Below are 22298 nucleotides of genomic sequence, written 5' to 3' on the forward strand. Positions count from 1 at the left end.
ACCTTTATAAAATTTAACGCCCAAAAAGGGCGTTAGATCACTTTGTGTAATTATCGATTATTTCGCCAGTTTGAGCGTTTATGATCACTTTTTTCTCGCTCCTGTCGCGTTTAAGCTCTACTTTGTATATCCAAACACCATTTTTATTATCAAGGTCTGCCTCATCAAGACTCCAGCCAGCCTCGAGCGCTTGAGCTTTGGCCACAGCCTCATCGATGCTTAGGGCAAATTTTGAAAAATCTACCGCTTCGATTGGCAAGATATGTTTTTTATTTTTATTCTCCATTTTAACGATCTGACCGCTATTGGCATCGATCTTGATATCTTGTTTGACGCCGTCTTTAAAAGACTCTATCTTATAAAATGTCACGCCCTTTTTGACGTTCATCTCGATATCTTTGACGCTTGAGCCTGGAAAGTTTTTCTCAGCTATATTTAAAGCATCCTTTGATGTGATAGCTGCTTGCAAACTTGTTGCTCCTAAAATTGCTGCTAAAACTGCTGCACCTAATACATTTTTCATTTTTGATCCTTTTATTTTTGATTTCCAACTCTTGTTTGGATGAGCGCATTATAAAAGTCTTAAATGAAGCTAGGATGAATGAAAAAATTATTTTAACTTCGCCAAAAGCCGGACATATAATCATGTTTTGACAACAAAGCAAAATGATATACTTTGAAATAGCAATAAAGCTGAGGAGAAATAAAGTGGAAAAATGCAAAAAATAAGAAAACTTAAAGTTTTTAAAGCATCGTTGAAATCGTGATTTTAAAAGGACTTTTGAAGATAAATGGCTCCGGATGCTGGGTTCGAACCAGCGACCAAGTGATTAACAGTCACCTACTCTACCGCTGAGCTAATCCGGAACACTTAAAAGAACTCGTATTATAATTAGCATTTCTTTAAAAATAGCTTAAAAAAAGGCATTGTCAAAAAAACAACCTGAAAATAAGACATTGCTTTACTTTTTCATCTTTTTAAATTACATAAAAAATAAACATAAAACCTAGTTTCTAGCATCTGCTAAAACAAGCGCAAAAAGCACTCTAGTGCCTGCTTTTTGAAGTGTATCTCTAGCTTCTAGTATCGTTGTGCCAGTGGTTACGATGTCATCGACTAATACAACTGGTGCGGTAATCTTTTTTAAAATTTTAAAATTTCTTGGATTGTTTTGTCTAAATTTAAGATCCTTGCCGCTGTAGCTGACATTGCTTGTCGCATGCAGGGCGTGAAAGATGGGTTTAAGGTTTTTAGCACGAAGTTCATTTGCCAAAATAGCCGTGTGTGAGTAGCCATGATGCACTCTATCATCTATCGGCAGGGCATAAATTTGCTCTGGGAAGCTAAAACTTTTAGCAAATTTCTTAAATGCAAATTTGGCTAAATTTTTATAGATAAAAAGTCCGTGCATTTGGTGCTTTGAGTGGATGAGCTCTTTGATCTCAGAGTAGCCGTAGAAACTATAAATTTTAAAGCCCTCTAGCTCTCTTACCAAAGGGCTTGGCTCGCTTAAAATTTGCGAGCAGGTTTTACAAAATGTCTTTAGCGTAAAGCTCTTGCAAAACGCACAAAACATCAGCTATTTAAGATAGCGATCGCAGAGCGCTTAACGGCGTCGTTGATGATGTCTGTTAAGAATGGCTTAAATGCTCCGCCAGTGCGAACTAGCTCAAATTTGGTTTGGTTGTTTGAGATATTTTTGATGATACTTTGATCGCCTTTTTGGATTTTAAGAGTGATCTTTATCTTGCCTTTTGTGTTGTCGCTGCCATATCCGCTCATATTTGCTTCAAATTCGTTTATGAAAACTTCAACCACGACGCCACCCATGCCATTTACATTTGCGCCATGAGCTATGAGCTCTTTTTTAAGAGAATCGCCAAAGTAGGTCGCAAGGTCATTTTGAAGCACGACGTATTCATCCACGGTGCCCTTGCCATCTGTTATAGTTGCAATAGTGCTTTTGTTTTTGCGACTATCATGCACTGCACTTATATAGACCTCAAAACCACTGTTTTGTTGATTTGAAACGATAGCCTTATAAGGATCAAATGCAAGCACCGTCTGAGTAGGCGCACAACCGCTCAAAAATAGAACAAAAAGTCCAAAGATAGCTAGAAATTTAAATTTACTCATATTTTTCCTTTCAAAGTTTAGTGATCTCATCAGCCACTTTTATGGCAGCTTGCTTGACTAAAAGTGCGATAAAGAAGTCAAACTGACCGCTTTTTGAAGCCTCAAGCTCCTCCACGTGGTGTCTAGTTGAGATAGAAATTCGTTTTTTGAAATTTATATCTGAAAGCACAAGCTCGCCATATAGATGTCCGTTTAAAATTTCAGAGCTTCTAGAGTAAGTGCCTCTAAGCTCGTCAAATCTAAAATCAAGCCTATATGTATAAGGCGATGTTTGCGTATCCACGACTACGATGCCACGCGAATTTAGCTCACGTTTTAAAAACATATAAAAGAGCACTTCAAGGCGTGGATTTGAGTTAAAGACTACGCCACTACCATCTTCTCTTGTGTAATAAATCGACCTTGCGCTGCTTCTAGCATCCACGATCCTATGAAAATATACCTTTTTTAGCCCAACATTTATGTCGATCATATTTTTTTCTAAGCAGCAGTTTATCGCCACGTCGCTTCTATACTTGACGCCATTTATAAAGACGCCATCGCCCCTGCCCCTGCAAGCGCTACAGTCAGCTGGAATCCTCATAACCTCTTCAAAATAGGTCTTATCTTCGCTACTTATACTTGCACTTTGCACGCCATCTATGCCCTCGCACGATAGACAAAGGCTAGCTTTTGCCACGCAGCCAGTTAGAAAGACGGCTGCAAAAACTGCTAATAATGTCGCTCTTAGCATTTCACTTCCTTTTGCTCTTTTTGTTTTTTGCGGAGATTTTTCACGCTCTCGCCTGCGATGCCGTAGTTGTTCGTATCGATCTCGTCGATAATGACAACGGTATTTTGAGCGCTTCTACCTAAAATTTCGCTTATTAGCTTTGTAACTCCACTTATCATCTTCTCTTTTTGCTCCACACTTGGGCTATCACCCTCTTTTGTCACGCAAATTTTCACAAACGGCATAGCACTCCTTTTTGTAAATTTAATATTTAAACCTATCAAAACAGCATAAGACAAGTCATAATGTCGTGAGATGATTTTGGATGTTGCGCATAAATTTTCGATCAAGATAGGACAAATAGTCCATCGAAGAGAGAAAATTTAAAGCTCATTCAAAGGCGCTCACGACACGCCGCTAGTCTATTTTTAGAACGGATAAAAACGCCTCCTGCGGCAAATTCACCTTACCAATGGCCTTCATCCGCTTCTTACCCTCTTTTTGCTTCTCAAGCAACTTCCTCTTACGCGTGATATCGCCGCCGTAGCACTTGGCTGTGACGTTTTTACCCATTGATTTTACGGTTTCTCGGGCGATTATTTTATTACCGATGCTAGCTTGTATCGCCACCTCAAAGAGTTGACGTGGCACGATCTCTTTCATCGCCTTTACAAAGTCTCTGCCCTTTGTCTGAGCCTTGCTCTCAGGCACGATGATAGAGAGCGCATCGACCGTCTCGCCGGCTACTTTGACATCAAGCTTTATTAGATCGCCCACGCGGTAGTCGCTAGGCTCGTAGTCAAAGCTCGCGTAGCCTTTGGTGCTTGACTTTAGCTTGTCGTAAAAGTCCATCACGATCTCATTCATCGGTATGTCATACTCGAGTAAAACGCGGTCAGTCGTGATATAGTCCATCTTTGTTTGTATGCCGCGGCGGTTGTTTAAGAGCGTGATGATGTTGCCCAAAAACTCGCTTGGCGTGATGATAGTAGCCTTCACGTATGGCTCAAGGATCGAGTCTATTTTATTGACTGGCGGCAACTGGCTTGGGTTTTGAATTTTTAAATTTAGCCCATCAGTTTGGATGACTTCATAAGTCACAGTTGGCGCTGTGGCGATGAGATCAAGATCAAATTCACGCTCCAGCCTCTCTTTGACAACCTCCATGTGAAGAAGACCTAAAAAGCCAACCCTAAAGCCAAATCCAAGTGCGACCGAGGTCTCTGGCTCGTAGCTAATGGAGCTATCATTTAGCTTTAGCTTATCCAGCGCGTCACGCAGATCTTCAAATTTATCAGTTTCAATAGGATAAAGTCCCGCAAAAACAAACGGCTTAGCTCTCTCAAAGCCACCAACTGGCTCTTTTAGAGGATTTCTTGACTGCGTTATCGTATCTCCAACTTGCACGTCACTAACGTTTTTAAGCCCCAAAACCACGATGCCAACCTCACCAGCGCTAAGCGTTTTGGTCTTGATCGGTGCTATAGGATTTGGATACATGAGGTCTAGTACGATGTGTTTTTTGCCTGTTCCCATGACTAAAATTTCATCATTTTTTGAAATTTCACCATCATAAACACGCACAAGAGCAAGCGCGCCAAGGTAGTTATCAAACCAACTATCATAAATTAGCGCCTTTGTAGGCTTGCTTACGTCGCCATTTGGTGCAGGGATCCTCGTGATGATCGCTTCAAGCAGCTCCTTTATGCCAACGCCTGTTTTTGCGCTCACTTCGATCGCTCCTGAGCAGTCAAGACCGATGATGTGCTCGATCTCATCTTTTACACTAGCAGGATCAGCCGCTGGCAGGTCGATCTTGTTGATGACTGGTATGATCTCCAGGTTGTTTTCAAGTGCGATGTAGACGTTTGCGATGGTTTGCGCCTCCACGCCCTGACTAGCGTCCACGACGAGCAGTGCGCCCTCGCAGCTAGCTAGACTACGGCTCACCTCATAGCTAAAATCAACGTGTCCTGGGGTGTCTATCAAATTTAGAACAAAATTTTCGCCATTTAGTGCGTAGTTTAGGCGGACAGACTGGGCTTTGATCGTGATGCCACGCTCTTTTTCGATGTCCATCGTGTCCATGATCTGCGAGCTCATCTCACGGTCACTTACGGCGCCACACTCCTGAATGAGGCGATCAGCAAGCGTGCTTTTGCCGTGGTCGATGTGAGCGATGATGCTAAAGTTTCTAATGTTTTTCATGAAATCCCTAGTTAAATTTTAGGCGATTTTATAAAAAAAATCGTTAAAGTTGAGTAAAAATGAGTTTGCTAGGCTAGCAAGGCTTAAATTTAAAGCTCAAAGTTAGCTCTTAAACTTTCACGCAAAGCGCAGAGTACAACGCAAAGTGAATATAAAAAATAAAGATAAGCAAAAAGCGGTAAAAAAGCTAAAAAAGCTGAAGCATAAACTAAAGCACTAAGCCCGCATGTCGCAGTTGCCAGCGCTGGCACGTGATAAGTCCAAAGCTCTGGTTGTTCAAACGGAGCATCTATGACATTAAAATACAGAGCAAAATTTAACCCTAGCAACAAAATAAATATATAGCCCTTTTTCATACAAAATAGAGCGCAGATCAAGGCTACTACAAAATTTACTGCGATAAGAGGAGCCATATCCATAAAAATACCAAGCAAACCAATAGCCACGACCATTAGATATTCATTTTTTATGCGAAACATTAAATTTAAACCTTTTGCGTCAAATTTTAGTGATGATGCCCGCAGTGATCATCTTCATCATTTAGCTCGCAGATGAGATCGTCTTTATGTCCAAGGTTCTCGCTCTCAAACTGAAGCGTGACATGGCCGATGCCTGCGTGAGAAAGCTCGTGCTCGATGCGCTTTATCATCTTTGAAATTTCAGCCACGCTTAGCGCATCATCCACCACCACGTGGGCTATGAGCGCGTTTGTGCCAGCATTTATCGCCCAGATATGCAGGTCATGCACGATTTTAACGCCATCTACGCCCTTTATAACGCCTAAAATTTCATCCGTATCAAGCTTAAGCGGCACGGCTTCGATCAGGATATTAAAGCTATCTTTTAGCAAGCTAGCGCCACTTTTTATGATGAGCAGCGAGACAAAGATACTTGCGATGCTATCGGCCTGCGTGAAGTTAAATTTCATCACAAGAAGCGCTGCGACGATAGCGCCAACTGAGCCAAGCGTGTCGCCAAGCACGTGCAAATAAGCACCTTTCATGTTTAAATTTTCTTTTGTATCAGCGCTTTTATGCATATAAATAGCTACGACTAAATTTACCACAAGCCCCAAAATACTAACAAAAAGCATCGTTTCAGCCTCGATCTGCGGCTCGTTAAAAAACCTAATAATAGCTTCGACTACGACAAAAATGGCGAGTGCGATAAGAGCGATGGCATTTATGAAAGCGGCGATGATCTCGACCCTTTTGTAGCCAAAGGTCTTTTGTAAATTTGCCCTTTTTTCTGCGATCTTAAAAGCGACCAGTGACAAAAAGAGAGCCGCAGCGTCTGAGAACATGTGAAATGCGTCGCTAACAAGCGCAAGCGAGTTTGAAACGAAGCCAAAAACAGCCTCAACTATCATAAACGTGAAAATTAGCAAAAACGAATTTCTAAGAACGCTCTTATTGTGCATTATTGTCCTTCTTTTGGGCGTCGATCCTCTTGCCTATATCTTTTAAATTTGAAAATTCCTCGATGAGCTTTGGCGAGTCGTCAAGACTAATGACGAAATTCCATATATAGGTCATCACAGAGTAGATTTGGCCGGCATTTGTCTGCTGCGAGCTTAGCACTATTATCGCCACCAAAAAGAGCAGCGATGCGCTAATGCCGATGATAAAATAGCTCATCGCCTCCCTGTTTGAGATCGCTATACGAAATTTAGAAACGACGTCGTAGTGCCTATTTAGCGTGCTTTTGTTAAAAGCACCTATCACCTTTGCCTCTTTCTCTAAGCGGTCATTTAAGCGAAGATAAAGGTCGTCATTTTTCTTGATATATCTTGGTGAAAATATAAGAAAAAAGGTCATCACTACAAAGCACGCCACAGCGACCTTTGGCTCGACAAAGATGAGCATAAACGCTGAGCCGATGATCGAAATGACCGATGTAAAAAACATAGGAAAATGCGTCTCAAAGAAATTTACAAACTCTCGCGAGAGCGCTACTCTGGCGATGATGGCGGAGTCGTCTTTGGCATTTTGTTTTTCATTCATGATGACATTTACAGCAAGCTTTGCATAAATACTTGCAAAAACTTGCGTATCCACGCGGCGCCTAATGGCTCCTACAAGCCACGCTACGAGCACAAAAAGTGCGTAAATAAGGGCATTTAACGTATTTCCTTGTATGATTGCGTTTATCGCAAAGCCCGCAAATATCGGATAAGCAAGAAAAAGTCCGTTCTCTGCTAGCACCAAAGCAAAGGTCAAAATGAGCTTTTTGTTATGCTCGGTAGCTATGCTCTTTAGCGTTTTAAAGGCGTTATTTTGCAAATTTTAACTCCAAGTTATCATAAATTTTTCGTAAATTTTAGCCTAAATTTGTAAATTTTGATAAATTTTTGTTGTAACTCTTGACATTACAACAAAAAATAATTATACTTCGCTCATCAGTTGTAAGAAAAAAGATTACAACAAAAAATAAGGAGAATAAAATGAAAAATTATCAGGTTGCAAAGGTCGCAAACGAGCCAAGAGTCGAGCTAAAAGAGGCTTTAAATTTAACTGGCTGTGAAGTATCTATAAACGAATTTGCGGCAAATGTGAGCGTGCCATTTGTCCATGCGCACAAGCAAAACAAGGAGCTTTACATCATCACTGATGGCGATGGCGAGCTTTTTATCGACGGCGAAGTGATAAAAGTAAGCAAAGGCGAAGCGGTGCGCATAGATCCAGATGGCAAAAGGTGCTTTAGGGCTGGCAAAAACGGCATCAAAATGATCTGCATCCAGACAAAACGCGGTAGCCTAGAGCAATACACAATGAGTGACGGCGTGATAGTTGATGACGTAAAGCCAAGCTGGCTGTAAATTTAAAAAGAAAAATTTAAATAGCAATCTTAGGCAAAAACGGCGTAAATTTATCTAAAAATGGCTTCAAAACTCGGCGATTGTTAAAAAAACAAAGAGTAAAACGACGACGTAAAAGTCATCTATAAAAGATATTTTTGAGCCTACAAAAGCTGATCTAACAGACTTCGATGTGGTTATCAGCGCATTTGCCGTTTGGTCGTTATAAACCTTCTTTTCTCGCAAAAAAGTGGCCGCTCACCTTTTAAATTTACTAGAAGGCACTAGCACAAGGCTCATCGTAGCTCTTGGCGCTGGTACGTTATTTGTTGATAGCAAAGGCACTATGGTCATGGATACGCCAGACTTCCCGGCTACATATATGGGCGTGGCAAAGGCTACGGCGGAGTCATATTTTGAGCTAAAAGGTAGCACAAATGTGCTTTGGACGTATGTAAGTCCAGCAGGCGACTACGACGCAAATGGCGCTCGCACTGGCAAATACGTGCTTGGCGGGGATGATCTCATACTAAACTCAAAAAATGAGAGCTACATAAGCTACGCAGACCTTGCACTTGCGATCATCAACGAGCTAAAAAAACATGAAATTTATCCAAAAGCGCTTCACTGCGGTCGGCGAGAGAGCTTGAGTTTATAAATTTGACGGCTGGCGAAGGCTCGTAAGTCAAATTTAGCTGGCTGTCTTTGGCAGAAAATTTAAGTATAATCACGAAAAAATTTAAGGGAGCTTATGCAAGTTGGCATTAAATTTTCAACTGCGATACACGCGCTTTTATGTGCTAAATTTTTTGAAAATGAGAAGGTTACAAGCGAATTTATAGCTGGCAGCATAAACACAAACCCAGTTATCGTTAGGCGCCTGCTTGGCACTCTAAAGGCTGCAGGGCTCGTAAATGTCGCAGCTGGAGTTGGCGGGGTGAGCCTTGCAAAAGAGCCAAAAGATATAAATTTACTTGAAATTTTTAACGCAGTAAATGAGAAAGAAAAACTTTTTAAAATTCACTCTGACTCGCCAAGGGCTTGCCCGCTTGGTGGCAGGATAGAAGAGCTTTTGTCTGGGCACTTTTTAAGGGCGCAAACTGCCCTAGAAAACGAGCTAAAAAACGTTACTTTGCAAGATTTATTAGACGAGCTTGCGAGATAAATTTAGGCTAGATCTTGATCTTTTCTAGCCAAAGATAATTTTACAAACTACTCCTGCATCGTGATCCATTTTTGCGCGATCCTCACGGCATTTGTCGCAGCTCCAACGCGGATCTGATCGGCACTGCATCTTAATATGGCTTATTTAAATTTTAGTAGCTAGCATGTAGAAATTTAGCGGCGAGGTTTCATTGTGATTTTTATTTATTTGACTTTAAATTTAGGCTCGTTACAAGTAGGATTTTAAGTCTTTTGGGCTAGAAATTTAATCCAAAAGATAAATATCAATCACCCAAAACGAATAAATTTAGCAGGCTAGAGCTCTAGCCTGCAAGGGTTATTAAAACAAGCTATTTACGCTTTCGTTGTGATAAACACGGCGTATCACTTCGCCAAAGAGTGAAGCTGTGCTTAGCACTTTTATACAAGGTAGTTCTTCTTTTAATGGGATCGTATCAGTCACCACTAGCTCGTCTAAAAAGCCAAGTTTTAGCCTATCATAGGCTGGTCCGCTAAGCACTGGGTGCGTGCAAAACGCCATTACGCTAGTTGCGCCACGCTCTTTGAAAATTTCAGCTGCTTTTACGATGGTGCCAGCGGTGTCGATCATATCATCGACCAAGATCACATCTTTGCCCTTAACATCGCCGATCACGTTCATCACTTCGCTCTCGTTTGCTTTCTCGCGGCGTTTATCAACGATGACCATATCTAATAAATTTAGATTTTTCGCCAAGGCTCTAGCACGAGCCACGCCGCCTACATCTGGGCTTGCGACGACTGGATTTGGTAAATTTTTAGCTTTTACGTAGTCGTTAAAGATGATGCTTCCATAAAGGTTATCTACTGGGATATCGAAAAATCCTTGAATTTGTCCTGCGTGAAGGTCCATCGTCACGACCCTGTCGATGCCTGCTGTTTGCATCATATTTGCCACAAGTTTTGCAGTGATAGGCACTCTAGGAGCTGCTTTTCTGTCTTGTCTAGCATAGCCAAAATATGGCACGATCGCTGTTATAGAGCTTGCGCTACTGCGCTTTAAAGCGTCAGTTAAGATAAGAAGCTCCATTAAATTTATATTTGCTGGGGCACATGTTGGCTGGATGACAAAAACATCTTTCCCACGCACGCTTTCGCCGATCTGCACGCTTATCTCACCATCGCTAAATCTTTTAATGCTAGCTTCACTCAGTGGAAGCGACAAATATTGCGAAATTTTCTTCGAAAGCTCGATGTTTGCGGTGCCTGAGAAAATTTTATAGCCTCTCATAATAGTAACCTTTTTTAGTGATTTTTATGTTGTGATTTTATCAAAATGAGCTTTAAATCTAAATTTATTATTCCAGCTATTTTATTTAAAGTTAAATTTGTTAGTTTTTATCTCCGCAGTCAAAAATTTGAGCTCTTACCCTATAACCAAGTGCGGACGAGCTTCCAGCAGGGCAGGCTTTGATACCTTCAAAAAGCCAGTAGCAAAGCGCCTCTTCTTTTATAATGTAAAGTACGACTCTTTTATGGAGTCCTACTATTTCAACTGCTTCATTTTTTAGATCATTTATCGCACCTTGTCTAAGTCTTTCAATAGCTGGGTTTATTCTGCCATTTGCCTCATCGCTTCCCTCTGCCTCTCCTAAAACTTTGCAGCTATAAGGTGTAGAATTTACCATAGCTATACCTTTTGAATTTGGTGACAACGGCTTTGGCTCAAACTGTGGAGCAACACAACCAGACAATATACCTGCAACCGCACAAAGTAGAGCTAAATTTAAAACTTTCATCATAACCTCCTTGAAATAAATCCAGGTGTTATTCTATTTCAAAAAAATAAAAAAGGCAACATAAATTTAAAGAAGATAATTAGTTAAAAATATTTTTGACTTTTTTATTTTATCAAGACTAAAATCACGCTCATGTTTAAAATTTATAGAATTTACGACTTTATTAAAAGCGACGACGAGAAATTTAAAGGTGTCTTTATCGATAGACTTTATCCTAGAGGCGTGAAAAAAGAGATCTTTTCTAGCTTTATCTGGCTAAAATCAGTCACTCCGTCAAACGAGCTAAGGTCATGGTTTCATGAAGATAAAGAGGCTAGGTTTGATGAGTTTTGCAAAAGATTTAGACAAGAGCTAAATGGCAAAGAGGGGCAAGAGGGATTAAAAGAGCTTAAAAAGCTAGAAAAAGAGTATAAAAACGTGGCGCTTCTAACTGCTGTCAAAGAGCCAGAATTTAGCCACGTTAAGGTGATAAAAGAGGCGCTTAGTTCTTTATAAAGCCACTTGCGATGACGCGATCACCCTCATACATCACGCAAAGCTGACCTTGCGCTACGCCAAGTGCGTTTTGATTTAGCGTTAGCTTTGCGGTTTTGTTAGCTTTATCAACCTCTACAAAAGCCTCAAGTTTAGGGCTTCTATATCTTATCTTGGTTTCGCACTCAAATTTATCTTCATCGATAAATAAATTTACATTTTCAAGCTCGACCACTTTTTGAGCAAGGTCATCCTTCGTGCCGACAACGATCTCGTTTTTTTCGGCATTTATCTTGATGACAAAGTGTGGCTCATGAGCGCCAAAAACCTCAAAGCCGCGGCGTTTGCCGATAGTGTAGTGCATGTAGCCTTGGTGGCGGCCGATGATATTGCCGTCTTTATCAACCACATTGCCTGGTAAATTTGTGTTGTAGTGCTTGTTTAAAACCTCGATGTAGGTATTTTCCACAAAGCAAATTTCACTGCTTTCTGCCTGAGTAGCGAACTCTTCAAGCACTTTTACGCCTCTTGCTAGCTCTTTTATATCTTTTTTAAATTTATCTCCAAGTGGGAAAATGACATCTTTTAGCACCTCTTTTGGCACCTGAGCTAAAAAATAGCTCTGATCTTTGCTAGGATCTTTGGCGCAGGTTATAAAACCATCAACAACCTGCACGTAATGCCCAGTAGCAAGCTTCTCGCAGCCATTTGCCTTTGCAAAGTCAAGTAGCGCACCAAGTTTTATAAATTTATTACACAAGGCACAAGGATTGGGCGTTTTGCCCTCTTTGTAGAGTCTGACAAATGGATCATAGACATATTCGTTAAATTTATCCTGCAGATCGAGTATATGCACCTTGATGCCAAGATATTCGCCCACTTTTTTGACTTTTCTGATGTTTTCTTCGTGGTATCCTGGCTTTTGATGAAGCATCATGTAGCAGCCTTGCACCTCATGCCCAGCCTCTTGCAGAAATTTAGCCGTCATCGTGCTATCTACGCCGCCGCTCATTGCAACCATTATTTTCATATTTTTACCTTTTTTAAATTTAAAGGCGATATTTTATATCTTATTTTTAAATAGCCAAAATTTCGCTTACGATAAGCTCTAGATCATCGGTGATTTTGTATAAATTTAGATCTTCTTCGTTTATCGTTTTTTGAGGGATCAGCGTCTTTCGTATAAACTCATCAAGCCCTTGCCAAAACTCGCATCCATAAAGAAAAATTTTCACTTTTTTGCTGCCAACATGAGCAAGTACCAAAATTTCAAATAGCTCATCAAGTGTACCAAAGCCACCAGGGAAGACGACAAATGCGATAGAGCTATCAGTTAGGGCAAATTTTCTTGGGCTTAAATTTGAAAAGAGATATTTTGCGGTGACGTATGGATTTGTTTGTTGTTCAAACGGCAGCCTCACGTTTAGTGCGACGCTAGGGGACTTTGCGCTGTCAAATGCACCCTTGTTTGCCGCTCTCATTATGCCATCTCCTCCGCCAGTTAAGATGGCAAAACCTAGCTCATTTAGCTTATAAGCTAGCTCGTATGCCTTTTTGCAGTAGAAATTTTCTTCATCAAACCTAGCCGAGCCAAAGAAAGTTACATTTTTGTTTTTATACTTTAAAACGCTTGGGAATTTTAAGAGATCATTTACTAATTCATTCATTATTTTAACTGCTGAAGCCTCTCGCGTTTTGAGCCTATCTGTGTGATCTGGATGCCAAAGTTACCGTCTATTATGACAACTTCGCCAAGGGCTATCACCTTATCTCCTATCAAAATTTCAAGCGGGTCGTTTGCTAGCTGATTTAGCTCGATGACTGAGCCTATATCCATAGTGAGTACATCTTTTAAGAGCATCCTTTTTGAGCCGATACGAACGCGAATAGGTAGCCTAACATCCATAATAAGGCCGATATTTCTCATCTCTTCTGCGCTAAATTCATTTTTGGAGTTATGAGGTGTGCTAACAGGCGCTGCTGGTGCTTCAGCTTTAGTTGGTTCAAAAAATCTCATCAGCGCATGATCGCAAGCAAAGCCAATATGCTCGTTTAGATCCTCTATCTTTACGTTAAATAAAAAAAGCTTTTCATAAACACTAAAATCAAGAGGGGAATTCTCATCTAAGAAATTTACATTTATCACCTCAAAGTTGATTTTTGGCATACCTTTTTGCGCACCAAGAGAGGTGCTAAAAGCACTAAAAAGGTTTGAAAAGATCTCTTTAGCAGCGTCAAGCTCGTCATTTCCAAGATTTTCATTACGTGAGATTTCCTCTTCGCCCATCATCCATTCGCTAACAGCGCTTATGAGCACTGGCGTACATACGATCTCAACTTTAGCACTAATGTCACCGCTTAAAGCTACACTAGCCATGGCAACTGGTGGCTTTATGCCATTTTGCGTAGGAGCATCAAATTCATTTCTCTCTCCAATCTCTGGCGCTCTACCAGTTAGCCCTTCAATGGTCGCTTTCAATTCATTGGAGAATATATTAAAAAATTCATTCATCATATTCTTCGGTCTCTTCTTCCATATTGTGTTCGTTAGCTTCATAAGCCATTAGTTTCGCTTTTCGCTCTTCTTCGTATTTTTCTAGAATATTTTTAATCTCATCTTTATCAGAGCGTATTAGCTGTTCGATTCTTATCGACTTCCTAAATCTATGAAGCCCAACTTCAGCTAAAAATACCTCTTTTTTATCGATACAAACGATCGCCTTATCATCAGCGCCCCTATCAAGTCTTAAGATATCGCCCTCTTTTAAATTTAAAAACTCATTTACGCTAACGATTGATTTTCCTAATATCGCCTCATATAAAATTTCAGCCCTTCCGATAAGCGTTTTTAACTCTTTATTTCTACTCTTCTTAGCACTAGTTTCGCCAAGCATGATATCTCTGTTTGCAAGACGCGAAAGTATCGGCTCTAGGTAGATGACTGGATAGCATAAATTTATCATACCGCTTGAGTTACCAACGATGATCTCCATGACGACCATGATAACGATCTCATTTTGAGAGACGATTTGAACGACATTTGGGCTACTCTCTTTTGCCTCGACGTTTGGATACATATCAGTTATCATCGCCCAACTCTCTTTTAGGCGCTGCATGATCATCCTAAGTACTGCATCAAGCAAATTTACCTCGATGTCAGTCAGTTCTCTATTTGTTTCAAAATTTTCACCAGTTCCGCCAAGCAAACGATCTATCATAGGAAATGCTATGCTTGGATTTATCTCCAAAACACAGTTGCCATCAAGCGGCTTTATAGAAAAGACGTTAAAGCTCGTTGGACTTGGCAAACTCATCAAAAACTCGCCATATGTCATCTGATCGACGCTGTGAAGTCTGATCTCAACAATACTTCTCATTACACTTGAAATTTGACTAGCTAAATTTCTAGCAAGCTTATCATGGATGCCTTTTATCGCACGGAGCTGCTCTTTACTAACACGATTTGGACGTTTAAAATCATAAACGATAATCTGTCTTTGCTCACTTTGTGGGCTCTCTTCTATCTCGATATTGCTCGTATCGCCGTCTTCATCGACGACTTCAAGTAGCGCATCTATCTCTTCTTGACTTAAAATATCAGCCATTAAACCCCCAAGCTGCGTCTGATGCGATCAAGCAAACGTTTATGAATTTGTGAAATTCTACTCTCGCTGATGTTCATTATCTCGCTGATCTCTTTTAAATTTAGCTCTTCGTAGTAGTAGAGCTGAACTATCATTTGATCGCGCTCATCAAAGTCTTTTAACGCACTTTCGATCTTTAAGATAAGATCCTCTTTTTCTACGCTTTTTTCAACATCGCTTTGTCCGATTAGCTCCATTTGTTCATCGATCGGCAAAATGGTGATGATACCACTAACTCCCCTTGCCTCTCTTATCTTTTCGATATCTTCATTTAGTTTTTCAGCCAGATACTCGTCGCTTGGCTCTTCTTCGTGTGTGTTAAAGTAGTTATCTATCTCGGTATTTATGCTCTTTACTAGCTTTCTGTCGCTTCTACTAACGACGTCAAGCGCTCTTAGGTAGTCAAGCATCGAGCCATAAATTCTCTTTTTACCATACCCCCAAAATGAGTCGTTTTGCTCTTTGTCATACTTCCTGCTAAGCTTTATCATCTCCTCAACACCAACGCTTATAAGGTCGTTTACGTCAATGCTTGAAGGCAAGCGCTCCTTTAGTCTAAACGCCATTGCACGCAAAGCTGGCATGTATTTTAAGACGATCTCGTCTTGCTCTTTTTTGATGGTGCTTTTATAAGCATTAAGCTGCTTTTGCTTTAGTTCGTACATTTTGCTTACCAGAGTCTAAATTTTCGGTGGTTACTTTTAGCATGATATTTTCCATCCGTTTTTCCCTAACGTTTAGCTCAGAGATGAGATAGTCCGCGATCTCCTCATGTCTTTGATTGTCAAAAAATTTCTTCAAAGTCCTTTTTACATCGACGTAGTTCATTATCACGATGTGAATTATAAGGTAAAAAAATAAAGTAATAACTAGCGTATAAACAAGCATTTCGATAGGCTCACTCACCTTTAGCAAGGTAAAAACTATGCCTATGAAAAATCCACAAACCGTAAAAAATGCTATAAAATTTTCTGCACGCAAAGCTCAATCTCCATTAAAATTGTTCTATCAAACGCTTAAAGAAGCCCCCAAAGCTCCTGCTTTGCTCATCTTTAAGCACTTTTCGTTCCAACCTATAAAGCAAATTCGAAGCTATCTGCTTGATCTGCACGCTAGCAGAGCCGTAAGCTTCGTCATCTGTAAAGAGTGTCCTTTGCTTTATGCTCCTTGCCACGCTCTTATCAGAAGCCACGTAGCCAATTAGCTCTAAATTTAAGCTTGGTCCGATATTTGCATTTGCCACTCGTTTTACATTTTCATAAATTCTAGTGGCCTCAGCCTCGTTTTTTACCATATTTAAAAGCAAAAGCTCGTTATTTTTAAACCTTGATACGATCTTTACGACCGCGTATGCATCGGTTATCGCCGCAGGGTCAGGCACAGTCACCACGACGACCTCATCAGCTGCCTCTAAAAAGAGCTGTGTGCTGCCACCTATGCCAGCACCAGTGTCGATGATCAAAAAATCAAGCTGATCAAGCTCGCTAGCCTCATCTAAAAATCTCTCAAATAAAAATTGATTGTTAAATTTCAAAATTTCATCGCCGCTCTCGCCAGGGATGAGGATGAGATTTTTATTTCTAGGTATCAAGATATCTTTTAAACTGCACTCGCCCTTTAGCACGTGAAGCAGGTTTTTGCCCATTTTGACGTTTAAAATAACATCAAGGTTTGCAAGGCCGATATCAGCGTCAAAAAGCCCTACTTTATAGCCATTTTGCGACAAGACATTTGCTAAATTTGCACTTATCGTGCTCTTGCCAACGCCGCCTTTGCCGCTTGTGATCGCTATAAAATGAGTATTTTTAGCCTTATTTTGAGACTGGACTAAATTTTGTAGTTTTTGTGCTTGATTATTCATCGCTAGCCTTTTGCTTTGTAAAGCCGTCAAACACGCACTCTACTAAAAATTCGCTCCTTGCCTCCACAAGGTCATCAGGCACCTCTTGACCCACGCTAAAGTAGCTAACTGGCGTATTTGTCTCATATATCAGCGAAAAGACGTTGCCAAAAATTTTGGTCTCGTCAAATTTAGTGATTATTAAAGTGTCGATCTCCAAAAATGAAAATCCATTATAAATTTCTATTAGATCCTCGACCTTTGAGCCAGCTGAGAGGACTAAATTTACATCGATCTTTGCGCCGCTATGCTTTAAAAATTTATCAAGTCTTTCAAGCTTTTCTTTGTCATGCTGCGAATTTCCAGTGGTGTCGATTAGTATCACGTCGCAGTAGCTAAGCTGCTTTATGGCGTTTTGAAAGTCCTCGACCTCTATGACATCAAGGATCGGTAGCTTCATCATCTTAGCGTATTGAAATAGCTGCTCAACCGCTCCGATACGGTACGTATCAAGCGTGATGATGCCCGTTTTATAGCGCTTTTCGTTGCCGTATGCAAAACGAGCCGCGAGCTTCGCAAGAGTCGTCGTCTTGCCAACTCCGGTTGGACCAACTAGCATCATTATGCGCTGTTTTTTATCACTTATCTCTTTTCTGCAAGGCAGCATATTTCGCAAAAGCGAGTAAAAGTACCTTTTTACCGCGGTTGGGTTGCTTTTCATAGAGACTGGCAAATTTTCAAGCGTCGTTTGCATGATCGCCTCTAGATGCTCCTCTTTCATACCACTTTGTTTTGCGAGCTTGTAGATACTAGCAAACTCTGGCGGGATCGAGAGATTGTTGCGATTTGGGGCTTTTTCGTCCCAGATCATGTCAGTTATCAGCCCTATTTTCTCGCTTAGCACGCTTACTTGTTTTGCCACATCGTCTATTTTTTTATTCATGCCATTTGTGTTTGGCTCTTTTATCTCGTTCATATCGACATTTGCGATCGCGCTTATCTCTTTTGCAACGTCTGAGATATTTAAAAGCACGCTCTCATTTGGATCGTAAGGCTCAGGCGACGTCGTCTTCGCCTCAAATTTAGCAGGCTCCTCTTTTATCTCAAATTTTGGTTTTGGTGGCTCGTAGTTTTTGCTAAATTTAGAGTAGGCATTTTCATAGTTTATTGCTTTTACATTTGGTTTTGGCGGTTGCTTTACCTCGTCCTCTTCGACGCTTACTAAAATTTCATAAAGCGGCTTTTTGTTTATCGTCTTGGCTTGGATTTGCTTTGTAGTGACGAGTATGGCCTTCTCGCCGCACGCTTCTTGAGCCTTTTTCAAAGCCTCGATGGTGCTCTCGCCTGTAAAAGTATGAAATTTTGTAGCCATTTATATCCTTTAACCTCTCATAAGCCCTAGTGGCACGATCACGCTAAGCCTCTTGCTAGCCCCTGGGTGCGGCACGATAAGGCGCGGCGTCTTATAGACTTTTTTACTAAAATACAAAATATCCAGATCAAGCGTGCGTGGCGCATTTTTAAACGTCCTCACGCGCTTAAATTTACTCTCATAGTGTCCTAAAATTTTTAGCAAATTTCTAGGGCTTACAGATGTTTGTAAATTTATAACAGCGTTACTAAAATCATCCTGCGCTTCGTAGCCAAACGCCGCATTTATAAGGATCGGCGAAACTTCAACCACGTGAAAACGCCTATCTTCACTAATCGCTCTTATAAATTTATCAAACCTCTTTGCGCTATCGCCGATGTTGCCACCCATGCCAACTAGCGCCTCATACTTAAACTCATCTCTTTTATGAAAAAAACTAGGGCAAAAACGGCTTTTTACGATCTTTCTTGCTCCAGCTAGCCTCATAAGATCTCGCACTCACCTTCTCTTGCGACCACCACGTCTTCGATGCGCACGCCAAATTCATTTTCTAGATAAATTCCAGGCTCCACACTAAAGACCATGCCCTCTTTTATGAGCGTTTCGCTCCTTGCTGAGATGACTGGAAGCTCGTGTATATCCACACCCACGCCGTGTCCTGTCGAGTGAAAAAAGGCATTTTCATATCCAGCCTTTGCTATCACACTTCTTGCTGCAAGATCTATCTCGCACGCCCTAACGCCAGCTCTAGCGACCTTTATTGCAGCAGCCTGAGCCTCTTTTACGATCTCGTAAATTTCTTGCATCTTGGTGTTTTTAAATTTTTGCTCCTTTGAGAAGTTAAAATTTTCATCAAAGCAAGCAGTTCTGGTGCGATCAGAGCAGTAACGCTTAAATTTAACCCCAGCGTCAAGTAGCAGCAAATCGCCCTTTTTTAAAATTTTATCCCCAGGCAGCGCATGCGCCTTTGCGGCATTTTCATTTATCGCCACGATCGGATCAAAGCTAAGACCTAGCTCGTTTTTTTGCCTAAAGATGAGCGAGGCGTTGAAATGAAGCTCTTTTTCGCTCATTCCCTCGCCATTTTCACGCACAAATTTAGCAAATTCATCAAAGCATTTTGCTCCAAATTCGCTAGCTTTTTTTAAAATTTTTATCTCATCTTCACTTTTGCAAATTCTCTTTAGTCTAGAGAAATTTGCCTTTGGCTTGAAATTTATCTTAAATCCCTTGCTAAGCGCGTTAAATTCGCTTAAGCTTAGCTCATCAGGGTTAAAAACGAGGCTGCTTGGCTTCGTCTTTCTTAAAAATGCCCTAACCTCGTTTATTAAATTTCTCTGCGCTAAAAGAACGACCACGCCTGCATTTACGCAGCTTTTTGCCTCAAAATAATACCTCGCGTCCGTGAAAAAGTATTTCACGCCATCAACGCATAGCAAAAACTCATTGTCGCAGCTGTAGCCGCACTCGTAAAATACGGCGTTTTCGTCCTTTAAGATGAAATTCATTGTGCTTTTTGATTTGCTCTTACTGCTTTGATTTGCTCAAAAATTTGAAGCATGCCTATCATCGCTAAATGATAGCCAACTGGTCCAAAGCCCACGATCTGGCCTGCTGCAACTGGTGCGATGAGGCTTTTATGGCGGAACTCTTCTCTTCTATAAACATTGCTGATATGCACCTCGATAACTGGCAGCGCAACCGCACTTAGCGCGTCACGGATAGCGATAGAGGTGTGAGTGTAAGCAGCTGGGTTTATGATGATGCCATCAGCATCGCCCAAGCACTCTTGGATCTTATCGACTAGCTCGCCCTCAAGGTTGCTTTGAAAAAACTCGATCTCAACGTCATTTTGATCGGCAACGATCTTCATTTGAGAGTGGATATCCTCCATCTTCATAACGCCGTAAATTCCTGGCTCTCTAGCGCCAAGCATGTTGATATTTGGGCCTTGGATAACCATTATTTTTAGCTTCTTATCCATGTCACTCCTTTTTGATTAAATAGCCCAAATTATACATTTTCGTTCCTAAATTTTCGCTACAATAACAAAAATTTAAGGCTAGAAATGGAAATTTTAAAAGCAAAAAAGATCATCACTGGCGGAGAAAATCCAAAAATTTTAAGAAATTCTTGTCTAGTCATCGATGATGATAAAATTTTAGAAATTACAAGCGAAAAAGAGGCGCAAAAGAAATTTAAAGATGCGAAAATTTGTGACTTTAGCGAGAGTGTGATCGCTCCAGCGTTCGTAAATACGCACGTTCATTTGGAGTTTAGCTCAAACGTTAGCACACTAAAATATGGTGATTTTATAAAATGGCTTGGCTCTATCATCGATAAAGGCGGCGAGCTAGCTAAAATGGACGCTAAAAAAGCGATGAGTGAAGCTATAAATTTGCTACTAAAAAGTGGAGTTTGTGCCATTGGAGAGATATCTAGCTTTGGTAGTGATCTTGAAATTTTAGCCGCTAGCCCACTAAAAGTCGTGCTTTTTAGTGAAATTTTAGGCTCAAATGAGCAGATGATCCACCAAAATTTACAAAATTTCTTAGCTAAATTTGAAAAAACAAAGGGCTATAAAAGCCAAAATTTCACCCCAGCCATCTCACTGCACTCGCCCTACTCTGCGCATCCAAAGCTCGCCAAAGCCGCCCTTGAGATAGCTAAAAAGGATGGTCTTCTAGTTAGCACGCACTTTTTAGAAAGCAAGGCTGAAAAGCAGTGGCTAGAGCACGGCAGCGGTGGCTTTAAAAAGCATCTTTTAAGATTTAGCCAAGACCCAAAGCCGATGTATGACGCGGATGGCTACTTTGCGATGTTTCGTGAGATAAATACGCTATTTACGCACTGCGTTTATGTGAGTGATTTTGCTAAATTTAAGCCTCATCACAGCGTGACACACTGCGCCGTTTCAAACAGGCTACTTGGCAAAAAGGCGCTAAATTTAAAAGAAATTTTCAAAAATAACGTCAGTCTAAACATCGGCACAGACGGCCTTAGCTCAAATATCAGCCTAAATTTCTGGCATGAACTAAGAGCCGCCCTTTTTACCCACGCTAGCCTTGATCTAAACGAGCTTGCCACTAGGCTTTTTGTCGCTGCAACGCATGGGGGCGCAAAGGCGCTTAGGACAAATAACGGCGAGATAAAGGCTGGACGCGCGGCTGATATCGCAATCTATAACGACCTAGAGTGCGATGATAGCGAGCTAATACTTCAGCTCATACTTCATACAAACGAGGCTAAAAAACTATATATCGGAGGCAAAATTTGCAAATTTTAAGGCTTATTTTTAGAGGATTTTTGGGAATTTTTAAATTTATCAATAACTACTTTAAGGCGCTCATATTTTTACTCATCTTATTTTTTATTTTCGCGCCAGATAGCAAGATGAAAGAGCCAAATTTAGCCCGCATTGACATCACCGGCACGATAATGGACACAAGCGAAATTTTAGATGCACTAGAAAAAGCAAGGCTTGATAGCAACATCAAAGGCGTGCTGCTCTACATCGACAGCCCAGGAGGCGCGCTAAGCCCTAGCGTGGAGCTAGCCATGGCGGTCAAGAGGCTAAAAGAGAGCAAAAAAGTGCTCGCATACGCTGCTGGCAACATGGCAAGTGGCAGCTACTACGCTGGCGTAAACGCCGACACTATCGTAGCAAACCCGGGCGCTTTCATAGGCTCGATAGGCGTCATCATGCAAGGGGCAAACATCGAAAATTTAGCCAAAAATTTAGGCGTGAGCGAGCAGGTGGTGAAGGCTGGCGAGTTTAAAGAAGCTGGCACCTTTATGAGGAGCTGGAGCAAGCAGGAGCGCGAGAGCTTGCAAGGGCTAGTAAATGACGCTTACATGCTCTTTGTAAGCGACGTGGCGGCGGCTAGAAATTTAGATATCAAGAAAAAAGACGAGTGGGCAAACGCAAGGGTCTTTTTGGCACACAATGCCCTAAAAATGGGACTAATAGACAGCCTTGGCAGCTACATAGACGCTCAAAATGAGCTAGCAAAAATGAGCCTCGTAGATGAGCCCATCTGGCAAGAAAAACCGCAGCTCGAAAAGATAATGGAGAAATTTACAAAGCAAGGCATAAACTCGCTTTTTAATGCATTTTACGAGACAAAGCTTAGATAAAAAACCAGCCAAGTTAAATTTAACTGGCTGGTAAA

The 22298-nt window shown here is 41.0% G+C and carries 29 protein-coding genes, 1 tRNA gene and 1 pseudogene; 6 read left to right on the plus strand and 25 right to left on the minus strand.

The features are described 5' to 3' along the window. Positions 1–37: 37 nt before the first annotated feature. From CYO90_RS00975 to CYO90_RS01020, 10 genes are all read right to left on the minus strand, one after another. A complete protein-coding gene (locus CYO90_RS00975; protein ID WP_103578115.1) occupies positions 38–523 on the minus strand; it encodes a PepSY domain-containing protein in 486 nt (161 codons plus the stop codon). A gap of 269 nt (positions 524–792) precedes the next feature. Then, positions 793–867: transfer RNA gene (locus CYO90_RS00980), tRNA-Asn, on the minus strand. Positions 868–1007: 140 nt separating this feature from the next. Next, a complete protein-coding gene (locus CYO90_RS00985) occupies positions 1008–1577 on the minus strand; it encodes a ComF family protein (protein WP_103578116.1) in 570 nt (189 codons plus the stop codon). Then, positions 1577–2137, minus strand: coding sequence for a YajG family lipoprotein (locus CYO90_RS00990; RefSeq protein WP_103578142.1), 561 nt, complete (start codon positions 2135–2137; stop codon positions 1577–1579). The genes CYO90_RS00985 and CYO90_RS00990 overlap by 1 nt, the downstream gene beginning before the upstream one ends. Before the next feature lie 10 nt (positions 2138–2147). Beyond that, positions 2148–2870 carry a hypothetical protein gene (locus CYO90_RS00995; RefSeq protein ID WP_103578117.1) on the minus strand — a complete coding sequence of 241 codons (723 nt, stop codon included), beginning with the start codon at positions 2868–2870 and terminating at the stop codon, positions 2148–2150. Then, on the minus strand, positions 2864–3094 hold the full coding sequence (locus CYO90_RS01000; RefSeq protein WP_009294206.1) for a 2-hydroxymuconate tautomerase family protein: 231 nt from the start codon (positions 3092–3094) through the stop codon (positions 2864–2866). The genes CYO90_RS00995 and CYO90_RS01000 overlap by 7 nt, the downstream gene beginning before the upstream one ends. A 172-nt stretch (positions 3095–3266) precedes the next feature. Continuing rightward, on the minus strand, positions 3267–5057 hold the full coding sequence (gene lepA, locus CYO90_RS01005) for a translation elongation factor 4 (RefSeq protein WP_103578118.1): 1791 nt from the start codon (positions 5055–5057) through the stop codon (positions 3267–3269). An 89-nt stretch (positions 5058–5146) separates the two neighbouring features. Further along, the gene (locus tag CYO90_RS01010) at positions 5147–5536 is read right to left on the minus strand and encodes a transporter (RefSeq protein ID WP_103578119.1); all 390 of its coding nucleotides are present in this window, start codon (positions 5534–5536) and stop codon (positions 5147–5149) included. Positions 5537–5562: 26 nt separating this feature from the next. Next, entirely contained in the window at positions 5563–6477 is a 915-nt protein-coding gene (locus CYO90_RS01015; protein WP_103578120.1) for a cation diffusion facilitator family transporter, read from the minus strand. Next, complete coding sequence (locus CYO90_RS01020; protein ID WP_103578121.1) at positions 6467–7339, minus strand: ABC transporter six-transmembrane domain-containing protein; 873 nt, start codon at positions 7337–7339, stop codon at positions 6467–6469. The genes CYO90_RS01015 and CYO90_RS01020 overlap by 11 nt, the downstream gene beginning before the upstream one ends. 161 nt (positions 7340–7500) lie before the next feature. On the opposite strand from CYO90_RS01020, the gene CYO90_RS01025 reads away from it, so the two are divergent. Beyond that, a complete protein-coding gene (locus CYO90_RS01025) occupies positions 7501–7875 on the plus strand; it encodes a cupin domain-containing protein (protein WP_103578122.1) in 375 nt (124 codons plus the stop codon). A gap of 66 nt (positions 7876–7941) precedes the next feature. Here CYO90_RS01025 and CYO90_RS10155 read toward each other — a convergent pair whose 3' ends face one another. Beyond that, positions 7942–8100, minus strand: coding sequence for a hypothetical protein (locus CYO90_RS10155; RefSeq protein ID WP_181000198.1), 159 nt, complete (start codon positions 8098–8100; stop codon positions 7942–7944). Between the two features lie 4 nt (positions 8101–8104). Here CYO90_RS10155 and CYO90_RS01030 point away from each other — a divergent pair, with 4 nt between their 5' ends. Together CYO90_RS01030 and CYO90_RS01035 are read left to right on the plus strand one after the other, a co-directional pair. After that, positions 8105–8512 (plus strand): Rrf2 family transcriptional regulator, encoded by a 408-nt coding sequence (locus CYO90_RS01030; RefSeq protein ID WP_258030612.1) that lies wholly within the window; start codon positions 8105–8107, stop codon positions 8510–8512. Between the two features lie 93 nt (positions 8513–8605). Further along, positions 8606–9019, plus strand: coding sequence for an Rrf2 family transcriptional regulator (locus CYO90_RS01035; RefSeq protein ID WP_103578123.1), 414 nt, complete (start codon positions 8606–8608; stop codon positions 9017–9019). Positions 9020–9066: 47 nt separating this feature from the next. Here CYO90_RS01035 and CYO90_RS10405 read toward each other — a convergent pair. The 3 genes and pseudogenes from CYO90_RS10405 to CYO90_RS01045 all read right to left on the minus strand — a co-directional run. Then, positions 9067–9153: pseudogene (locus tag CYO90_RS10405) on the minus strand (hypothetical protein); the annotation flags it as partial. A 205-nt stretch (positions 9154–9358) separates the two neighbouring features. Continuing rightward, the gene (locus CYO90_RS01040; RefSeq protein WP_004317514.1) at positions 9359–10288 is read right to left on the minus strand and encodes a ribose-phosphate pyrophosphokinase; all 930 of its coding nucleotides are present in this window, start codon (positions 10286–10288) and stop codon (positions 9359–9361) included. Positions 10289–10388: 100 nt separating this feature from the next. Beyond that, entirely contained in the window at positions 10389–10796 is a 408-nt protein-coding gene (locus tag CYO90_RS01045; protein ID WP_021084276.1) for a hypothetical protein, read from the minus strand. A gap of 132 nt (positions 10797–10928) precedes the next feature. Between CYO90_RS01045 and CYO90_RS01050 the strand changes: the two genes are divergently transcribed. Then, positions 10929–11291: a DUF488 domain-containing protein gene (locus tag CYO90_RS01050; protein ID WP_103578124.1), complete on the plus strand. Its 363-nt coding sequence runs from the start codon at positions 10929–10931 to the stop codon at positions 11289–11291. On the opposite strand, the gene mnmA is transcribed toward CYO90_RS01050, so the two are convergent. From mnmA to aroQ, 11 genes are read right to left on the minus strand one after another with little or no spacing between them, the layout of a single operon-like run. Next, on the minus strand, positions 11278–12330 hold the full coding sequence (gene mnmA, locus CYO90_RS01055; RefSeq protein WP_258030613.1) for a tRNA 2-thiouridine(34) synthase MnmA: 1053 nt from the start codon (positions 12328–12330) through the stop codon (positions 11278–11280). The two genes, CYO90_RS01050 and mnmA, sit on opposite strands and share 14 nt — an antisense overlap. Positions 12331–12346: 16 nt before the next feature. Continuing rightward, complete coding sequence (locus CYO90_RS01060; protein WP_103572264.1) at positions 12347–12937, minus strand: TIGR00730 family Rossman fold protein; 591 nt, start codon at positions 12935–12937, stop codon at positions 12347–12349. After that, on the minus strand, positions 12937–13785 hold the full coding sequence (fliY, locus tag CYO90_RS01065) for a flagellar motor switch protein FliY (protein ID WP_103578126.1): 849 nt from the start codon (positions 13783–13785) through the stop codon (positions 12937–12939). The genes CYO90_RS01060 and fliY overlap by 1 nt, the downstream gene beginning before the upstream one ends. Then, on the minus strand, positions 13775–14875 hold the full coding sequence (gene fliM, locus CYO90_RS01070; RefSeq protein ID WP_009294218.1) for a flagellar motor switch protein FliM: 1101 nt from the start codon (positions 14873–14875) through the stop codon (positions 13775–13777). The genes fliY and fliM overlap by 11 nt, the downstream gene beginning before the upstream one ends. Further along, positions 14875–15579, minus strand: a complete 705-nt coding sequence (locus CYO90_RS01075; protein WP_004317527.1) for an RNA polymerase sigma factor FliA — start codon at positions 15577–15579, stop codon at positions 14875–14877. Before CYO90_RS01075 ends, fliM begins: the two co-directional genes overlap by 1 nt. Beyond that, positions 15551–15895 (minus strand): hypothetical protein, encoded by a 345-nt coding sequence (locus CYO90_RS01080; RefSeq protein WP_004317586.1) that lies wholly within the window; start codon positions 15893–15895, stop codon positions 15551–15553. Before CYO90_RS01080 ends, CYO90_RS01075 begins: the two co-directional genes overlap by 29 nt. A 13-nt stretch (positions 15896–15908) precedes the next feature. Then, positions 15909–16775 (minus strand): P-loop NTPase, encoded by an 867-nt coding sequence (locus CYO90_RS01085; RefSeq protein WP_103578127.1) that lies wholly within the window; start codon positions 16773–16775, stop codon positions 15909–15911. Continuing rightward, a complete protein-coding gene (gene flhF / locus CYO90_RS01090) occupies positions 16768–18126 on the minus strand; it encodes a flagellar biosynthesis protein FlhF (RefSeq protein ID WP_103578128.1) in 1359 nt (452 codons plus the stop codon). Before flhF ends, CYO90_RS01085 begins: the two co-directional genes overlap by 8 nt. A gap of 9 nt (positions 18127–18135) precedes the next feature. Continuing rightward, on the minus strand, positions 18136–18612 hold the full coding sequence (folK, locus tag CYO90_RS01095) for a 2-amino-4-hydroxy-6-hydroxymethyldihydropteridine diphosphokinase (RefSeq protein ID WP_103578129.1): 477 nt from the start codon (positions 18610–18612) through the stop codon (positions 18136–18138). Further along, positions 18609–19634 carry a M24 family metallopeptidase gene (locus tag CYO90_RS01100; protein ID WP_103578130.1) on the minus strand — a complete coding sequence of 342 codons (1026 nt, stop codon included), beginning with the start codon at positions 19632–19634 and terminating at the stop codon, positions 18609–18611. Before CYO90_RS01100 ends, folK begins: the two co-directional genes overlap by 4 nt. Then, a complete protein-coding gene (gene aroQ, locus CYO90_RS01105; RefSeq protein WP_004317604.1) occupies positions 19631–20110 on the minus strand; it encodes a type II 3-dehydroquinate dehydratase in 480 nt (159 codons plus the stop codon). The genes CYO90_RS01100 and aroQ overlap by 4 nt, the downstream gene beginning before the upstream one ends. Before the next feature lie 84 nt (positions 20111–20194). On the opposite strand from aroQ, the gene mqnF reads away from it, so the two are divergent. Together mqnF and sppA are read left to right on the plus strand one after the other, a co-directional pair. Continuing rightward, positions 20195–21412, plus strand: a complete 1218-nt coding sequence (mqnF, locus tag CYO90_RS01110; RefSeq protein WP_103578131.1) for an aminofutalosine deaminase family hydrolase — start codon at positions 20195–20197, stop codon at positions 21410–21412. Continuing rightward, complete coding sequence (gene sppA / locus CYO90_RS01115) at positions 21400–22263, plus strand: signal peptide peptidase SppA (protein WP_103578132.1); 864 nt, start codon at positions 21400–21402, stop codon at positions 22261–22263. Before mqnF ends, sppA begins: the two co-directional genes overlap by 13 nt. Positions 22264–22298: the final 35 nt, after the last annotated feature.

It is taken from the genome of Campylobacter concisus, assembly GCF_002913745.1.
Taxonomy (GTDB): Bacteria; Campylobacterota; Campylobacteria; order Campylobacterales; family Campylobacteraceae; genus Campylobacter_A; species Campylobacter_A concisus_R.

Excerpts from the sequence above, each read along its gene's own strand:
- aroQ (WP_004317604.1), bottom strand. The coding sequence starts at position 20,110 with ATGGATAAGAAGCTAAAAATAATGGTTATCCAAGGCCCAAATATCAAC.
- CYO90_RS00995 (WP_103578117.1), bottom strand. The coding sequence starts at position 2,870 with ATGCTAAGAGCGACATTATTAGCAGTTTTTGCAGCCGTCTTTCTAACT.
- CYO90_RS01050 (WP_103578124.1), top strand. The coding sequence starts at position 10,929 with ATGTTTAAAATTTATAGAATTTACGACTTTATTAAAAGCGACGACGAG.
- CYO90_RS01045 (WP_021084276.1), bottom strand. The coding sequence starts at position 10,796 with ATGAAAGTTTTAAATTTAGCTCTACTTTGTGCGGTTGCAGGTATATTG.
- CYO90_RS00985 (WP_103578116.1), bottom strand. The coding sequence starts at position 1,577 with ATGTTTTGTGCGTTTTGCAAGAGCTTTACGCTAAAGACATTTTGTAAA.
- fliM (WP_009294218.1), bottom strand. The coding sequence starts at position 14,875 with ATGGCTGATATTTTAAGTCAAGAAGAGATAGATGCGCTACTTGAAGTC.
- CYO90_RS01100 (WP_103578130.1), bottom strand. The coding sequence starts at position 19,634 with ATGAATTTCATCTTAAAGGACGAAAACGCCGTATTTTACGAGTGCGGC.
- CYO90_RS01075 (WP_004317527.1), bottom strand. The coding sequence starts at position 15,579 with ATGTACGAACTAAAGCAAAAGCAGCTTAATGCTTATAAAAGCACCATC.
- CYO90_RS00975 (WP_103578115.1), bottom strand. The coding sequence starts at position 523 with ATGAAAAATGTATTAGGTGCAGCAGTTTTAGCAGCAATTTTAGGAGCA.
- folK (WP_103578129.1), bottom strand. The coding sequence starts at position 18,612 with ATGAGGCTAGCTGGAGCAAGAAAGATCGTAAAAAGCCGTTTTTGCCCT.
- CYO90_RS01040 (WP_004317514.1), bottom strand. The coding sequence starts at position 10,288 with ATGAGAGGCTATAAAATTTTCTCAGGCACCGCAAACATCGAGCTTTCG.
- fliY (WP_103578126.1), bottom strand. The coding sequence starts at position 13,785 with ATGATGAATGAATTTTTTAATATATTCTCCAATGAATTGAAAGCGACC.
- CYO90_RS01010 (WP_103578119.1), bottom strand. The coding sequence starts at position 5,536 with ATGTTTCGCATAAAAAATGAATATCTAATGGTCGTGGCTATTGGTTTG.
- CYO90_RS01085 (WP_103578127.1), bottom strand. The coding sequence starts at position 16,775 with ATGAATAATCAAGCACAAAAACTACAAAATTTAGTCCAGTCTCAAAAT.
- CYO90_RS01035 (WP_103578123.1), top strand. The coding sequence starts at position 8,606 with ATGCAAGTTGGCATTAAATTTTCAACTGCGATACACGCGCTTTTATGT.
- CYO90_RS01015 (WP_103578120.1), bottom strand. The coding sequence starts at position 6,477 with ATGCACAATAAGAGCGTTCTTAGAAATTCGTTTTTGCTAATTTTCACG.
- CYO90_RS01060 (WP_103572264.1), bottom strand. The coding sequence starts at position 12,937 with ATGAATGAATTAGTAAATGATCTCTTAAAATTCCCAAGCGTTTTAAAG.
- mqnF (WP_103578131.1), top strand. The coding sequence starts at position 20,195 with ATGGAAATTTTAAAAGCAAAAAAGATCATCACTGGCGGAGAAAATCCA.
- CYO90_RS01025 (WP_103578122.1), top strand. The coding sequence starts at position 7,501 with ATGAAAAATTATCAGGTTGCAAAGGTCGCAAACGAGCCAAGAGTCGAG.
- CYO90_RS01000 (WP_009294206.1), bottom strand. The coding sequence starts at position 3,094 with ATGCCGTTTGTGAAAATTTGCGTGACAAAAGAGGGTGATAGCCCAAGT.
- lepA (WP_103578118.1), bottom strand. The coding sequence starts at position 5,057 with ATGAAAAACATTAGAAACTTTAGCATCATCGCTCACATCGACCACGGC.
- CYO90_RS00990 (WP_103578142.1), bottom strand. The coding sequence starts at position 2,137 with ATGAGTAAATTTAAATTTCTAGCTATCTTTGGACTTTTTGTTCTATTT.
- flhF (WP_103578128.1), bottom strand. The coding sequence starts at position 18,126 with ATGGCTACAAAATTTCATACTTTTACAGGCGAGAGCACCATCGAGGCT.